The sequence below is a fragment of the Opitutaceae bacterium TAV5 genome (genome assembly GCA_000242935.3).
Taxonomy (GTDB): Bacteria; Verrucomicrobiota; Verrucomicrobiia; order Opitutales; family Opitutaceae; genus Geminisphaera.
Genome location: CP007053.1, coordinates 514,240 through 530,523, shown reverse-complemented (window position 1 = coordinate 530,523; position 16,284 = coordinate 514,240). Strand labels below are relative to the sequence as shown.

Genomic DNA, 16,284 nt, shown 5'->3' with positions numbered 1-16,284 from the left:
TCCGCGAATACGCCCATGAACACCATCACCACAAAACAACCGCCTCGTCTCATCGCCCGCCGTCGCCTGAACGCATGGTCGCACACAATGTGTGCCACTGCCGGCGCACTCACACTCGCCGGATTCGCGTTTGGGCCGGGCGCAAGCACCGCCCGCGCACAAGCCACCGGAATTGACGTTTCACGTTATTCAAGCTGGACCGCTGAAGCCGTCGTGAAGACAAGCGGCCAAAACACACACGGCACCGCCTCGAATCCGACCGCCGCCGTCTGGAGTTATTACCGTCAGGATGGTGTTTCCATCAGCGATGATGGCGAAGGCGGGACAATCAAGACCGGCATCACCACGCTCACCTCACCCACAACGTGGACCCCCGTGAACTACGTCTCGGGCGACAGCCTTTTCAATCTTAACACCACTGGCGGTCGATCCAGAGTCCGGGCATTTGCAGACAGGATACAAACTTACTGGAACGTGAAAAGCCCGGCTGATCCGAACGATCCTCCGCCCGAACTCAGACCAGCCTGGATAATCACCACCTACAGGGAGCTTTCCATCGACGGTGGCGTGTATGACATCGGAGGGAAACTTTCCTGGCAGTTGGACAACACGGCGTCTCCCGGAAATCTCAACATCGTGATCGCCAAAATCAGCGTCAGCGGAGACGTGTCCGTTCTGTTCAACACAACAACGGCTAACGTCGGTTTGACGGGAACCTTTACGGTGTTCGATCAGGCTGAGGGAACGCTTCCGGAAAGCCTGACAGGAATCGTGCTTGCCGAAAACGAACAACTCGCCTTCGCCATTCGTGGCAGCGCCGCCCAACACCGCAGTGTTTACCTGGTTGACCAAGACCTGACGCTGACGTTGCGCACCACGCAAGTTCCGGAACCCGCGCACGCAACCCTGCTGTTGGCAGGGTTCGGCGCGTTGATGTTCATCGTGCTTCGCCGCGCCACCGCGCAACGCAAACACACCACCTGACCGACCCTGTTTCAGGCGTGTCGTCATCGCCACCATCCATGCATCCATTTTTATCGACAATTGCAACCGCCGCCGCCCTCACCGGCCTGTTGCAACCCCTGTTGCGAGCAGTTCCCGAAAACCGGCGCGAGACCTTTGACGAAGCCCTCTCGCCACAAACCTGGACACTCACCGAAGGGCGTCCCGACGACGCCGTCGTCTTGCCGGATGCGAAACGCCTGCTGCTCTCTCCCGGCATTGACGATGCGGCCACCCCCGCCTCCCGTGGCCGCACCACGCTGCGTTACCGGTTTTACCCGCTCCGCTCCATGAAGCCGCGACCGGCCTTCGGGGATTTTGTCGCGCAGATGCGCATTGAAGCCGATCCGCAGGCTGCGCCATTCGGCTTCGCATTGCTCGACGCCGGCGAATGGTCATTAAAAATCGAATACGAACCGGCGGTTTCCCGCGCCCGCCTTGTTCTCCACGAACAAGGCAAAGATGCGGAAACCGGCGCATGGATCACTCTGCCTGCAACGACAGGGGCCGGAGATGTTTCCCTCGCGTTCGTCCGTCGCGGCGACCGCATCGAAGCCCGCATCGGCGAAGCTCGCGGCAAACCCGGCGGCCTGCCGCAAAACCCCCGCGTCATTGGCCTCTGGGAGGGCCGCCTTGCCCCCATCGTTGACTTCGCCCTCTCGGTGCGCCCCGCCGTTGCGACCGCTGCGGAAACCGCCCCGCCGGCCGCACCGCATCCGCAACGCATCATTGCGCTCACCATCGAACCACTCCCGGCGGAGAGCCTTTATTTCCAAACAAAAACCCGCCCCGGCTCCGCCCTCCCGCACGACGCCACCCGTTCGCCCGGGCTTCGCAACATCGGTGGTGATTACATGGGCGGTTATCTCTGGCCCCTCCACTCGCCCGACGCCCGCCTCACGATTCTCGCAGGAAACGCCGCCACGCATTCCGCCTCCGGCATTCTGCGCGTCGCCATTGCCGAGTGGCAGGATCAACCCGTTGGTGACGCGCAACACATCCCGCTCACACTCGCGCCCGGCGAAGAACGGCAAATGGACATCGACCTCCCCGCCGGCCGCTACGGTTACTTTACCGCGCACCTCTCACTCCACGCCCCCCCTTCCGCTGATCATGCTGCCTCTCCTGCCGCTGTCGGTGCGCCCATGGGAGCACCTCGCGCCGTTGCCTACGGAATCACCGCCGCGCCGCGTGCCGACGAAATGAACAACTCCAGCCAGGTCGGCACCCACGGCGCGCCCTATGCGCTCACCGGCGCCAAATGGGTTCGGTTCTGGGATTTTGGCGGACGTGCCGTTCACTGGTCTGGTATCCAGACATCCCCTGCACAATGGGACTGGAGCATGCTCGATGCCGCCGTGCAACGCACCGAAGAAGCCGGACTGGCCCCGCCTCTCGTCGTGTTGGGCATGACTCCCGAATGGGCCGCCACCGAACCTGAACGCGGCACCTATCGAGGCAAGGGAGCGTATTCACCGCCAAAGGACATAGCAGACTGGAGCGAATACTGCCGTCGCGTCGCCGAACGTTACAAAGGACGCGTCACGCATTACGAAATCTGGAACGAACCCAACAACAACAGCCTGAAGCCCCGCGGTTTCTTTTTCCACGGACCTGTTGAAAGCTACTTCGAACTCGTGCGTGCCGCTTACGCTGCGGTCAAGTCCGTCGATCCCGGCGCCAAAATCCTGGCCCCCTCCGGCACCGGACATTTTTTCCCGTTCCTCGAACGCTTTCTCGAACTCGGCGGTGGTGACTACTGCGACATCATTTCCATCCACACCTACACAACGCCTTTCCCTCCGGAGATCGGGTACCATTTCAACAGCGAGAAAAGTTACCTTCACCGCGTCGAAACCGTGCGTCGCATCATGAAACGCTTCGGCGTGGAAAAACCCGTTTGGAACACCGAGATCGGCTACCACTCCGGCCTCGATCTCCTGATTGCCGGCGTGCCCGTCCGGCAAGACCAGATCGCCGCCGAAGCCCTGCCCGGCCACTGGCCCAACTGGAAAAACACCTGGAGCTTCCGTCCCCTCGATCCGAGGCGGGCCACCGCTTTTTTCACCCGCTTTCTCCTCCTCTCCTCCGCCTACGGCGTCGAAAAAACATTTATCCACCACCGCCTCATGCAGACCGGCGCAGCCGACACCTCGCCCCTCATGCCCGCCCCCGCCGTCGGCTGGTTCAGCCGTCTGCTCGGCGATGCAACCTATGTCCGCGCCCACGTCTGGCACGACAACGTGCAGGCGCATGAATACAAACTCCCCGACGGACGCCATGTGCTGGCCTTCTGGCGCGTTGAACCCGAGGGTTTCCACATGGGCGTCACCGATCCGCGCAAAACCAAAGCTGCGGATGCCGCCATCGAAACCGCACCCATTGCGGGCATCGCCGGCATCGACGATCAAAAACCTGTCGCCGCTGCCGCCTCATCCGAGGCCAGGCCGCCCCGATCCACCTATTTCAAGCCTGCCCGCATCGTTCCCGTAAAAATCCGTCTCGGCAGGCAACCAACAAAAACATTCGATCTGTGGGGCAATGAACTGATTCCCGAGACGGACGCCGCCGGGGCCATGTGGCCGTTAACCGAAGCCCCGGTTTATGTTCTTTACGAAACGCCGCCGCAACCCCTCACCGCGCAAGTCATCGAAGCCATTCCACCGCCCGAACCCACCCCGCCCTCGCTCACCACGAGTATTGGAAAACTCGTTGCACTGCCGGAGGCTCCCGTGCCGCTTCCCATTCCGACCAAAATCGAGCAAATGCTTCCCGCTTTGCGACCGCTCCCTCTCAAACAGGCCGACCTTTATCCACAGACTGGGTCACGGAACAAACTCAATGGCGGCGAATCCGTTGGCTGGACGTTGTGGGAAGACTCAGGCGCTGGCTCCGCTCGCATCGTGCTGGCAGTGCGTGGCGGCGGGTTTCGTTACGCGATCACGGTCAACGGCCAGCCAGTCCCGGCCAATTTCTGGCCCGCATGGCCTCCCCGCGAACTCGGGCGGGGACGCGGTTGGGTGGAATTGTCCGCCATCCTCATGAGCGAGCCGCTCACACTACGGAAAGGCGACAAGCTGACCGTCACCGCCCTGCAAAGCAACAGCCGCCTCTACCAGGCTTGGAGCCTGCCTGTATCCGACAATAAATGATTGATGCTTACATTTGACCCGTATCCGTTGCCACTCCTGATGCTCATTCCATAGATGGATATATATGATCCAAATGGAAGTTTCCCGAAGCGCTCGGGATAACATCCCGACGGTTTGAAGCTTACTTGAAAAACGACAACGTCGCTGAAGACTAAATCCATATCAACTTCTGGCCCCCGCCTGCGCCGGAGGCGTTTTCCTGCTGCTCAGAAAACGCCAACAACACAGCGCCTTGGTTGCCCGGGATTAATTGAGCCGGGCAAAGTCGGGCCGATGCTCCCGCTCAGAAGGAGTAATCGGCCTGGAGCCAGAATTTGTTGAGGTCGGCGTAGGTATCCTTGCCGTCGAAAAAGGCGGCCTTGGCGAGCAGTGTCAGGTTTTTGTTGATACGATAGGTGAGCTGGAGGTCGAGTTCGTCTCCGTAATCCGCACCGCCTTCGTCGGCCTCGAGTTGGTGGTAGAAGGCGAGCAGCCCGATCTTGTAGGGCAGCGTGGCGGAGACCTTCAGGTAGAGGTCGCGGATGCCGCCGGGGATGTTGCCGACGGGCAGCGCGAAGTCGGACCAGCCGCCGAAGGCGTGCACGGTGCCGAGTGGCGTGCGGAAGCCCTGGCCGTCGTCGGCGCCGAGCACTTCGTAGCCGGCGGCAACGGCGAACTTCGGCAGGGCGACACCAAGCTCGGCCACGTAGTAGGAGGCGTCGTAGCTGGCGGGATTGTCGGCGTAGTCGCTTTGGAAGGCGTACTCGGCGCGGTAGGTGAGCTTGAGGGTGTCGTTGAGCGGAGTGGAGCCGGCGAAGCTCAGGCCGTAGGTCTGCGTGCTGGCGGCGACGGAGGGAGCGGGGCCGTCGAAGTCGAGCAGATAGGCGTAGGCGGTGAGCACGCCGGGCTTGAAGCCACTGTAGCTGGCGTTGAGCAGGTGGGAGTTGGAATCCCAGTCGCGATCGTCGCCCTGGACGCGATTGATTTTCCAGAGCCAGGCGTAGTCGAACGCGAGGTCCTTGAGGGTGGTGTTGCGGAGGCGGACGGCATCGAAGGTCTGGTTGTCCTGACGCCAGCCGACATCGCCGACGAAGCGGGCGTTGTCATACACGATGCGCTGGCGGCCGATCGTGGCCTGCGTGTCGGCGAAGGTGTAGGAGAGCCAGACCTGGTTCACCTCGGTGACCTCGGGGTCCATGACGACGGGATACCCGGGCTTGGCGGTGACGCTGTCGGCGTAGTCGTCCACGAGGGCGGTGGTGTTCTCGACCTCGAAGTAGGCCTTGAAGTCGTGCCAGGCCGCGGTGCCGTAGCCAAGGCGGGTGCGCAGCGTGAGAGCGTCGGCCTTTTCGGCAAAACCGTCCTGGTCCACGTGCTCGTAGCGGAGGCGGACGTCGAGGGTGACCTTGCCGTTTTGCAACGCTTCCTGGAACGTGAGCGGCGCGGCATCAGGCTCGGCGGCGGGGGTGGCAGTGACGGCGGGAGTGGCGGATTGGGCGGAAAGCGCCGGCCCAAGGGTCAGCGCGACGGAGGACATCGCCGTGAGGAACATCAGGCGGTGGATGTGCGTTTTCATGCGTGCGGTTTCTGTTGTTTTTGTTTTCTGGATACGCGACGAAGCGCGCCCGGCGGACTGTTTTCCGCCAAGAGTTGAGGAAGGAGTCTGCAGAGGGCGGAGGGGGGGGAGGAGACGGACGCGCCGCCTCTCACTCCGCCGTCGTCACCGGCTCACCATTTTTTGTAGCCGAGGAATTTGCCGTTCATGGTGATCTTCACGCGGTCGCCCTTGGGATCGGGAACTTTTTCGACGTCCATCGTGAAGTCGATGGCGCTCATGATGCCGGGGCCGAATTTTTCCTCGATGAGGGCCTTCAGGGTGCCGCCATAAACGTAGAGGATTTCCTGGAAGCGATACTGCAAGGGTTCCTTGGGGATGGTCGTGGCGGCTTCGCCCTTGTTGGCATATTCGACCAGCGCTGCAGCGATGTCGGGACCGAGCCCGAGGACGGTCGCGACCTTGCCGGCCTCGTCGGGATCGAGGGCGTTTTCGCCCAGGCAGGCCGAGGTCGTGAAGACTTCGGAGAGCCCCGCCGCCTGGGCGATGGCGTTCCAGGTGAGGTTTTTCGCGGCTTTCGCTGCGAGGATCTTTTCTGTCATGGTTGTTTTGATCATGGTGAAAAAAATAACGGGAGGTCCGCCGGTCGCGGGGCAGGCTGCCGGCGATGTGACGCGAAGCGGGTGAAAGGCGGATCAGGCGGCGGCCGCGACGGACGGAGGCCGCTTGGCGCCGGCGACGAGGAACTGGAGGATGTGATTGCGGAGCTGCATGTAGCGGGGGTTGTCGATGAGGGTGGCGCGGGTGCGGGGGCGCGGGATGTCCACCTCGACGATCTCGGCCAGCTCGGCGCCGGGACCGTTGCTCATGAGGGCGATGCGGTCGGAGAGGAGGATGGCCTCGTCCACATCGTGCGTGACCATGAAGACGGTGCTGCGCGTGGCCTGCCACATGCGGACGAGTTCCTCCTGGATGCTGCCGCGGGTGAGAGCGTCGATCTGCGCGAAGGGTTCGTCGAGGAGCAGGACCTTGGGATTGACGGCAAAGGCGCGGGCGATGCCGACGCGCTGGCGCATGCCGCCGGAGAGGAGGGCGGGCCGTTTGCGCTCGGCGCCGGTGAGGTTCATCAGGTCGATGTATTTTTGCGTCCAGTCATCGATCCCGGCCCGGTCCCGGTCGGGATATGCCTGGCGGACGGCGAGGCGCACGTTTTCGAAGGTGGTGAGCCAAGGCATGAGCGCGAAACTCTGGAAGACGACCATGCGATCGAGGCCGGGTCGGGTGATGGCCTTGCCCTGAAGGAACACGCCGCCTTCGCTCGCGGCATCGAAGCCGGCGATGATGTTGAGCAGGGTGCTCTTGCCGCATCCGGAGTGGCCGACCATGCTCATGAACTCGCCTTCGCGAAGCTCGAAGGCCACGCCGCCAAAGACGGTGACCTGCGCGCCGCGGCGCGCAGCGGGATCGAGCGAAGGGAAGGACTTCGAGACGTGGTCGATGTAAAGGTATTTGTTTCCGGACATGTAAGGCGGGAGGTGTATCGGATTGGTTCGGACGGGAGACGGCGAAGGCGGGTCAGCCTTCCGAGTAGGTGAAGCAGGAGGCGAGGCGGCTGAACGCGAAGTCGAGGAGGACGCCGACAACGCCGACGACGCCGATGGCGAAGATCACGCCGGCCACGTCGAGGTTGTTCCACTCGATCCAGCTCAGGTAGCCCACGCCGAGTTCGCCGAGGAGCATCTCGGCGGGGACGACGGCAACGAGCGCGCTGCCGAAGGAGATGCGCAGGCCGGCGATGATCGTGGGCGCTGCGCCGGGGAGGATCACGCAGAAGAGGCGGCGCGCGAAATTCATCTCCAGCATGTCGGCCACCCGCAGATAATCCTTGCGAAGATTGGTGACGCCAAAGGCGGTGTTGGCCACGGTGGGCCAGAGCGAGGCCATGAAGACGACGAGGATGGCGGTCCAGAAGGGGTCTTTCACCGAGTAGAGCAGGAGCGGCAGCCAGGCGAGCGGCGAGATGGGCTTGAGGAACTGGATGATGGGATTGAGCGTCTTGTAGAGGAGCGGGGAAAGGCCGATGAGAACGCCGACGAAAATGGCCACGATGGAGGCCGCGCCGAAGCCGGTGAAGAAGCGGCGCAGGGTGTAGCCGACGAGCCAGGCGATGCCGTGGTCGTTGGTGCCTTTTCTCTCAAAAGCCTCGCGCGCCTCCTCCCTGGTCTTGTTCCACACGTCGCCGGGGCCGGGGAATCCCTGGCGCTTGGCGGGGTTGTAGGCGTAGGCGCCGGTGCCGGGATCGCGGATGACGTCTCCATTGAGCTCCATGAGTTCGAGCTGGTCGGGTGAAAAGTCGGCCGGGTCGAGGCGGGGCTGGCGTGTGAGGGCGGACCAGACGACGAGACCGGCGAGCACGACGAAAACCGTGAGCACGAAGGGCGCGAAGCGCCGGGAAAATTTTTCGATGAGACAGGAAACGGACATGATGAGTTTTTGCGTGGCGGCGGACCGCCGCCCCTCCCCGCGTGTGGCGCGGGCGAAGGGCGGGGCCGGTCCCGCGGCGTCAGGATTTGGCGGGAATGGCGAAGCTGGCGGCGTAGTCGGCGGCGCGGGCGGGATCGAAGTCCTTGCCGAGGATGGTGAAGGACTTCGGCGGGGCGATCTTGGGCGTGAGGCCCAGTTCGCGGATGAGATCGTTGCAGCCGGCCTCCTGGTAAACCTGCGTGGCGATCTTCTCATAATCGACATCGGCGGGGATCTGTTTCCAGCGCACCATCTGGCTGAGTATCCACTTGGCCATGGCGGTCCAGGGCATGGGGTCGAAGTCGATGCGGTCGGGCGTGCTGGCCACGCCGCCGAGGCCGGTGGCGTAGCGGCCGGTGAGCACCTGGCGGAGCACGATCTCGGGCTGGTTGAGGTAGTTGGCGGGCGCAATGGCCTTGGCGATGGCATCACGGTTGGCGGGATCGGAGGAGAAATAAGTGGCCTCGATGAGGGTACGCCAGAGGGCGAGGAAAGTGTTCGGATACCGGCGCGGGAACTCCTCGAGCAGCGAGAGCGTGCAGCAGGGATGGCCGGGCCAGATGTCCTTCGTCAGCATGAAGATGTATCCGGCGTTTTCATACACGGCGCGCTGGTTGAAGGGATCGGGGCCGAGGTAGCCATCGATGTTGTCGGCCTTGAGGTTGGCGACCATCTCGGCGGGGGGGATGACGCGGATGCTCACGTCCTTGTCGGGATCGAGCCCGCCCTCGGCGAGGTAGTAGCGGAGGAGGTAGTTGTGCATCGAGTAGTCGAAGGGCACGCAGAAGCGAAACCCCTTCATGTCCTGCGGTCCCTTGACCTTGCCCTTGTGTTTGTTGTGCAGGGTGATCGCCTGCCCGTTGACGTTCTCGATGACGGGGACGACCATGTTGAGCGGGCGGGAGCCGGCGCCGAGGGTGACGGCGAGCGGCATGGGGCTGAGCATGTGGACGGCGTCGACCTCGCGGTTGACGGCCCAGTCGCGGATGATGGCCCAGCCCGCGGCCTTGCGCACGGTGGCGTTGAGGCCGTTCTTTTTGTAAAAACCCATGGGCTCGGCCATGATGATGGGCGTGCCGCAGGTGATGGGGATGAAGCCGATGGAGAGATCGGGCTTCTCGATGGCGCCGGTTTTCACGGGCTCGGCGGCGAGGGCCTTGGCGAAGTCGAGCGGGAGGGCGGTGGAGATGAGCGCGGCGAGCGAGCCCTGGCCCAGGCGCTTGATGAAGGTACGGCGGACCATGGGGTCGGGGATCACCGCCTGGATAATCGCATCCTCGACCTGGCGGGAAACGATGTCCTCGATGGAGGGCGTGGCGGGCGTGAGCGCGGCGCGGGCGCGTTCGGCGAGGCTGGTGGCGCAATCGGGACATTCGACGCCCGGGACGTGGGCGCGGCCGCACGGCCCGTGCTCCAGGCCGCGAAAATCGGGCGTCTGGCGGGCCTCGAAATCACGGAGGGCGTCGGCGTTGACGTTGGAGCGATGGCACACGGGCGCGCTGGCGGAGCGTCCCGGATGGATTTTCGATGTATTTGCTATCATGATACGTGTGGTTGAGGTGAAGACGGAAAATGACAGCGCGGCGGAAGCGCGGACTTCAGGCGACGGAGGCAAATGCGGGCGAGGCTGCGCGTGGACGCGCCCGCCGGGGCGGAGCGACGAGGGCAAGCGCCTCCTCGTAAATGTCCTCGCGGTAGCGTTCGCGGATTTCGGAGTCGGACAGTTCGGGAAGACCGTCGCCGAGGCGGTGGGTATGGATCTCGTGCAGGACCCAGCGGGCCTTGGCCACGGTGGGGCGATTGGCATCGTTGCGATGAAACACGATGGCATTCGTCGCCGGGGTTTCCTGATCCATGCCCATGCGGAAGGGGCCGATGAGGGCGTTGGCGATGGTATCGCGCGGGATGTCGAGATAACGGGGAGAGGAGAGGATGTCGGCCAGTTCGGCCCGGCTGGCCGGCTGGTCGCACCAGCGGGCGGCCTCGATGAGGGCGGCGACGAGACGCAGGTGGTTCTCGTGATGGTCGCGGTCGAAGTGGGCGCGGACCATGAAGACTTTTTCCGGGTGCATCGGATCGAAGTCGGCGGAGAGCGTGACGCACCAGCCGATGCCCCGCAGGAGGCCGACGGAGCTCCAGGGCTCGGCCACGCAGCAGCCGTCGATGTGCCCGGCGCCGAGGCACACGTTGATCTGGGGCGGCGGGAGGAAAATGATGTCCACGTCGCGCTCGGGGTCGATGCCGCCGGAGCGGAGCCACTTCCTCATCAGGTAGTGTTGTGATGAATACGCGAGGACGCCGGCAAAGATGAAGCGGCGGCTGCCGCGGTGGCGGTCGATGAGGCGGCGCAGCGACCAGACGTCGCGCACGCCGAGGTCCCGGAGTTCGTTGGAGAGGGTGATGGCGTTGCCGTTGTGCGCGGTGACCAGGCCGGTGAGGCTGGGCGTGGTGACGACGCCAAGCCCGCAGGAAAGCTCGAAGACCATGCTGGCGGGGGCCTGGCAGGCGTCGAGCTCGCCGAGGATCATTTTCTCGCGCACGGTGGCCCAGCCGGGCTCGCGGCTGAGGATGACGCGCAGGCCGTGACGCTCGAAGAGGCCAAACTCATGGGCGGCGACGAGCGGCGCGCAATCGGTCATGGGCACGTAGCCGACGCGCAGGGGACGATCCGGCACGGGACTCCGGTGGCGGAGCCGGGAGGACGGTGCTGCGGGTCGTGCGGTCATGCCGGTTTTGGAGCACCGGCGATGCCAGCAGACGCGAATGTGCATTTTTAAATGGCTCAATTAATTTCACATACCGTTGAATTATTTCGCACAGGCGCGCGGCGCGGACGAGACGAGGCACGCCGAATGCTGCCCTCCATGCGTGAATACCTTGATCGAGACCCGGCATCTCAATGCGTTCGTGGCCATCGTGCGCCGCGGCGGCATGCACAAGGCGGGCAAGGATCTGGGCCTGACGCCCTCGGCCCTCAGCCACGCCATCCGGATGCTGGAGGAGACGCTGGGGGCGAAGCTGTTCGAGCGGGTGGGCCGCACGCTGGCGCTCAGCCCGGAGGGGAAGCGCTTCCTGCCGGAGGCGGAGGAGATGGTGCGGCGGTTGCAGGCGGTGCGGGAGCAGATGCGGACGGGACGCGACTGGGGCAGCCACCGGCTGGTCATCGGCTCCACGCCGACGGGCTGCCGGTTCATCGTGCCGAACCTGATCCGGGAATTTCGCGAGAGTTTCCCGCAAATGGCGCTCTCGCTCGTGGAGCGGGAGGCGGACGACCTGGTGGCGCGCCTGCTGGAGGGCACGGTCGATGTCGGCGTGGCGCCGCTGCTGCGCGATTACCGGGAACTGATGCAGATCGAGCTGGCCGAGGATGAACTGGGGTTCCTGATCCATCCGCTGCATCCGTGGGCGAAGCTGGGCCGGGTGACGCGCGCGCAGGTGGCCGAGGCGCGTCTGATCCTGCCCGAGGAGCACTCGGCGATGTTCGAGCTGATCGACTCGTTTTTCCGGCAGGAGCGCATCCCCACGCGGGCCTTCATCGAGAGCGACAACGAGGACGTGGTGAAGCAACTGGTCGGTCTGGGCCTCGGTGTGGGGGTGCTGCCGGGCTGGATCGCCATGCGCGAGATCGAGGCCGGCACGCTCGTCTGCCTGCCGCTGGGCCGCCGTTCGCTGAGACGGCGGTGGATGGTGTTTTACAGGAAAGGCCGGCGGCTGAGCCTGCCAGAGACGCTGTTCACCGGCGTCTGCCGCGCCGTGGCCCGCGATCTGATCGTGGACAATGCCGAACTCTCGCGAGACAAATCGGCGATCCGGATCCGGTCGGGAGCGGGCGCCGGCCGGTTCCCCTGACCGAGCCTCCCGTCCTCGTGTCGCAGCATCTTCTAAAACAACGAAAATTTCGCTCAGACACATGGCACACCCTCTCGTTCGTGCCGCCAGTTATCACGGATTATTTATCATTTATAGACAATAGATTACCGATGATATCATCCGGCAGGCGAGGTCCTTTCCCCTCATTTTACACCTCTCCCCATTTTCTCCTCGCCCCCGGTTCGTTCCCGCCCGCTACTTTGAGGCCATATTATGGCCAAAGCAGTCCTCACCAAAACCACCACCTCCGCTCCCGCCGTCGCCGGCACTCCCGACCGCAAGAACCTCGATCTCGCCGTTTCCGCCATCACCAAGCAGTTTGGCGAAGGTTCGATCATGCGTCTGGGCGACGCCCACAAAATGCAGGTCGAAACGCTTTCGACCGGCTCCCTCGCCGTCGATCTCGCCCTTGGTGTCGGCGGACTCCCCCGCGGCCGCATCATCGAAATCTACGGTCCGGAATCCTCCGGCAAAACCACCTTCTGTCTCAGTGTCATCGCCGAGGCCCAGAAAAAGGGCGGGCTCGCCGCCTTCATCGACGTCGAGCATGCCCTCGACCCGAAGTATTCGCGCATTGTCGGCGTCAATCTCGACGACCTGCTCGTCTCGCAACCCGACAGCGGCGAGGACGCGCTCAACATCGCCGAGGCGCTCATCCGCTCCAACGCCATCGATGTCATCGTCATCGACTCCGTCGCCGCCCTCATTTCCCGCCAGGAACTCGACGGCCAGATGGGCGACGCCACCGTCGGCTCCCAGGCGCGCCTCATGAGCCAGGCCATGCGCCGCCTCACCGCCGTGGTCAGCAAGACCAAGTGCATTCTCATTTTCACGAACCAGATTCGTGAAAAGATCGGCGTCATGTTCGGCAGCCCCGAGACGACGCCCGGCGGTCGCGCCCTCAAGTTCTTCTCGTCGATCCGCATCGACATCCGCCGCAAGGAGCAGATCAAGCTGCCCGACGGCAAGATCGTCGGCAACCGCACCAAGATCAAGGTGGTCAAGAACAAGGTCGCGCCTCCGTTCACCGAGTGCGAGTTCGACATCATGTACGACGAGGGCATCTCGCGCACCGGCTCTCTCCTCGACCTCGGCATCGAGCACAAGATCCTCGAAAAGAAGGGCGCGTGGATTTCCTACGAAGGCGAACTCATCGGCCAGGGCCGCGACGCCGCCAAACAGACGATCCGCGAAAAACCCGAACTGGCCGCAAAGCTCAGCAAGGCGATTTACGAAAAGGTCAACGTCACCGGCGGCACCATCGTGACCGGCGACGAGCCGGCCGCGGAGTAAACGGGAGCGCCGGGAATGCTGCCGCTCCGCTGGCGGACGGGACGCTCGCGCGTGGCACGGGCTCCTTGCCCGTGTGCGTTGCCTCTCCCGCAGTGGCACGGGCTTCCAGCCCGTGAACATTGCCAGCCGGGAACCAAATCATGGGCTGGAAGCCCATGCCACGTTGCGGCGCTTTCGCGCCGTCCACGGCCAGGATGGCCGTGCCACTTCGGAAGCGGGCGTTTGGCTGAAAAAGCCCGCGCCACTCACTTCACGTCCAGCACGGCGTAGGTGCGCTTGCCCTTGCGCAGGAGCACGTACTTGCCGAAGAGCAGATCGGCGGGCGTGATGGTCCGGGCAGATTCGGCGACGCGGAGGTTGTTCACGTAAACGCCGCCGCCTTCGATGTCCTTGCGCGCCTGGCCCTTTGACGGAGCGAGGCCGGCGTGGACGAGCAGTTCGGTCAGCGGAGCGCCGCTCACGCCGTCGGGTCCGGCGGCGGTTTCGAGCCGGGCGCGCGCGAGTTCTTTCGTGGGCACTTCACCGACGACGTCGCGGAAGGTGGCTTCGGTGGTGTCGCCGATCTCGGCGCCGAAGAGGATCGCGCTGGCCTTGAGCGCGGCGTCGAGCGCGGCGTCGCCGTGAACCGTGCGGGTGATCTCGCGGGCGAGCGCCTTGTGCGCCTCGCGCGCGCCGGGATTGGCGGCGTGTTTCGCTTCGAGCTCCTCGATTTCAGTACGGGAGAGAAACGTGAACTTGCGGAGGTATTCGCAGACCTTGGCGTCTTCGGTGTTCACGAAGAACTGGTAAAACTTGTAGGGGCTCGTTTTTTCCGGATCGAGCCACACGGCGCCGCCTTCGGTTTTGCCGAACTTGGAACCGTCGGCCTTGGTGATGAGGGGGAACGTCCAGCCATACGCAGGCACGCCGAGTTTCCGGCGGATGAAATCGGTGCCGGCGGTGATGTTGCCCCACTGGTCGGAGCCGCCGATCTGGAGCTCGCAGTGGTAGTCGCGACGCAGCACGTAGAAGTCGTGGGCCTGGAGGAGCTGGTAGCTGAACTCGGTGTAGCTGATGCCGTTGTCGCCTTCCATGCGCGAGCGGACGGAATCTTTCGCGAGCATGACGTTGAGCGAAAAATATTTTCCGACGTCGCGGAGGAAATCCAGGTAGCTGATGGTGCGCGTCCAGTCGGCGTTGTCGACGAGGTGCGCGGGGTTTTGACGACGAGCCGGGTCGAAGTCGAGGAGGCGCGCGAGTTGTTGTTTGATGCAGGCGACGTTGTGGGCGAGCTGTTCGGGGGTGAGGAGATTGCGCTCGGCGGATTTGCCGGACGGGTCGCCGATCATGCCGGTGGCGCCGCCGGCGAGCGGGAGCACATGGTGGCCGGCGAGCTGGAAGCGGCGGGCGGTGAGCTGGCCCATGAGGTGGCCGACGTGGAGCGAGTCGCCGGTGGGATCGAAGCCGATATACAGCGTGACCGGGCCTTCGCTGAGGCGCTTCGCGAGCGCGTCGAGGTCGGTGCAATCGGCCAGGAGGCCGCGCCACTGGAGGTCTTCGATGAGGTTCATAATCGAACGCCAGCCAAACTCAGGGGCGCGGGGCGGCGCAAGGGTGTTTTGGGAGTCCGTCCACAAACCGGCCGTCGCCGGGCCGGTCGCTGGCGGCCGTTAATTGGCGTTTGCCGCGGTCCGGTTTTGCCGTTCGCTTTTGCCATGCATCCAGCTTGTCGCGCGAAGCGGAGTCGATTCTCCCGCTTCGTTTACCTCTCTCCGGTCGCTGTCCTGGCGGCTGTCGTTGTGGCTGTAGCCTGCGGCGTTTCCGGGTGCAGGTCGATCGGACCGGCCTCGGTGGCGCGCGACCGTTTCGACTACAGCTCGGCCGTCACCGAATCATGGAAACGCCAGACGTTGCTCAACATCGTCAAGCTCCGCTACCTCGACCCGCCGATCTACGTGGATGTCGGCCAGATCGTGGCGGGTTACCAGATCGAGATGTTCGGCGGATTCGGCGCCGAGATCCACGGTCCCGGCGGACGGGCCGACAGCTTCGGCAGCGCCCGCATGGAGGGTCGCTACATCGACCGGCCGACGATCACCTACACGCCGATGACGGGGAACAAGTTCGTGGCCGGCCTCGTCACGCCGCTTTCGCCCGCGGCCCTGTTTTCGACGATCCAGGCAGGCTGGCCGGCCGAGGCGATGCTGCTGCTCGGGACGAGCGCGATCAACGGTTTGGGCAACGAGGAATCCACCCGCCTCGCCGATCCGCGTTTCCTGCGCGTGGCTTTGCTCATGAACGAGTTGCAGCGGTCGGGCGTCATCAGCATCCGCGTGATCACCGGCAAGGATGACGCGCAGCCGGCCACCTTGCTGACGATCCGTTCGAAGAACGTGCCTCCGGAGGTGGCGGAACAGGCGGTCGAGCTTCGCCGGCTCCTCGGACTGAATCCCGATGCAACCGAATTCAGGCTCGTCCATGGCAACATCGCCTCGTCCGACACCGAGATTGCGGTGCAGACGCGCTCATTGCTGCACGTGACCGGCGCCCTGGCGATGCACGTGGAAATCCCCGACGAGGATATCGTGGCCGGGCGCGCCACGCCGGGCATTCCGGCAGGGGCGCCGCCGATGGACACGACGGCCGACTCCGTCGAACGGGAGCGTATCCGTTTTTTCATACACAGCGGTTCGCGCGAACCGAAGGACGTGCTGGTTTCCATCCCGTACCGCGGACGCTGGTTCTGGATCGATGACGGCGACTTGCGGACAAAACGGGCTTTTTCGCTGCTCATGCTGCTTTTCACCATGACCGATACGAGCGGCGAGGGCCGTCCGCCGGTGCTCACGATTTCGACGAACTGAGAGAAGGGGGGAAGGGGGCCGGCGAAGAACGCTTCCTTCCGCTGTGACGGAAGACCTCCGCTTGTGT

Annotated in this window: 12 protein-coding genes; 5 read left to right on the top strand and 7 right to left on the bottom strand. The window is 64.0% G+C overall.

What is annotated here, in order from left to right:
• The first annotated feature begins 15 nt into the window (after positions 1-15).
• Together OPIT5_02795 and OPIT5_02790 are read left to right on the top strand one after the other, a co-directional pair.
• Entirely contained in the window at positions 16-984 is a 969-nt protein-coding gene (locus OPIT5_02795) for a hypothetical protein (protein ID AHF93999.1), read from the top strand.
• Positions 985-1,043: 59 nt separating this feature from the next.
• The gene (locus OPIT5_02790) at positions 1,044-4,154 is read left to right on the top strand and encodes a glycoside hydrolase family 39 (GenBank protein ID AHF89348.1); all 3,111 of its coding nucleotides are present in this window, start codon (positions 1,044-1,046) and stop codon (positions 4,152-4,154) included.
• A gap of 283 nt (positions 4,155-4,437) precedes the next feature.
• Here the strand turns inward: OPIT5_02790 and OPIT5_02785 are convergent, their stop codons facing one another.
• The 6 genes from OPIT5_02785 to OPIT5_02760 form a co-directional block, all read right to left on the bottom strand.
• A complete protein-coding gene (locus tag OPIT5_02785) occupies positions 4,438-5,697 on the bottom strand; it encodes a hypothetical protein (protein ID AHF89347.1) in 1,260 nt (419 codons plus the stop codon).
• 164 nt (positions 5,698-5,861) lie between these two features.
• Entirely contained in the window at positions 5,862-6,305 is a 444-nt protein-coding gene (locus OPIT5_02780; GenBank protein AHF89346.1) for a cyanate hydratase, read from the bottom strand.
• Between the two features lie 78 nt (positions 6,306-6,383).
• The gene (locus OPIT5_02775) at positions 6,384-7,211 is read right to left on the bottom strand and encodes a nitrate ABC transporter ATPase (GenBank protein ID AHF89345.1); all 828 of its coding nucleotides are present in this window, start codon (positions 7,209-7,211) and stop codon (positions 6,384-6,386) included.
• 52 nt (positions 7,212-7,263) lie between these two features.
• Positions 7,264-8,121, bottom strand: coding sequence for a nitrate ABC transporter permease (locus OPIT5_02770; protein ID AHF89344.1), 858 nt, complete (start codon positions 8,119-8,121; stop codon positions 7,264-7,266).
• 130 nt (positions 8,122-8,251) lie between these two features.
• Positions 8,252-9,754 (bottom strand): nitrate ABC transporter substrate-binding protein, encoded by a 1,503-nt coding sequence (locus tag OPIT5_02765; protein AHF89343.1) that lies wholly within the window; start codon positions 9,752-9,754, stop codon positions 8,252-8,254.
• 55 nt (positions 9,755-9,809) lie between these two features.
• Complete coding sequence (locus OPIT5_02760) at positions 9,810-10,982, bottom strand: nitrate ABC transporter ATP-binding protein (protein AHF89342.1); 1,173 nt, start codon at positions 10,980-10,982, stop codon at positions 9,810-9,812.
• Between the two features lie 97 nt (positions 10,983-11,079).
• Between OPIT5_02760 and OPIT5_02755 the strand changes: the two genes are divergently transcribed.
• A complete protein-coding gene (locus tag OPIT5_02755; GenBank protein AHF89341.1) occupies positions 11,080-12,060 on the top strand; it encodes a LysR family transcriptional regulator in 981 nt (326 codons plus the stop codon).
• 234 nt (positions 12,061-12,294) lie between these two features.
• Positions 12,295-13,374: a recombinase RecA gene (locus tag OPIT5_02750; protein AHF89340.1), complete on the top strand. Its 1,080-nt coding sequence runs from the start codon at positions 12,295-12,297 to the stop codon at positions 13,372-13,374.
• 245 nt (positions 13,375-13,619) lie between these two features.
• Here the strand turns inward: OPIT5_02750 and OPIT5_02745 are convergent, their stop codons facing one another.
• On the bottom strand, positions 13,620-14,924 hold the full coding sequence (locus tag OPIT5_02745; protein ID AHF89339.1) for a tyrosyl-tRNA synthase: 1,305 nt from the start codon (positions 14,922-14,924) through the stop codon (positions 13,620-13,622).
• A gap of 279 nt (positions 14,925-15,203) precedes the next feature.
• Here OPIT5_02745 and OPIT5_02740 point away from each other — a divergent pair, with 279 nt between their 5' ends.
• Complete coding sequence (locus OPIT5_02740) at positions 15,204-16,217, top strand: hypothetical protein (protein AHF89338.1); 1,014 nt, start codon at positions 15,204-15,206, stop codon at positions 16,215-16,217.
• Positions 16,218-16,284: the final 67 nt, after the last annotated feature.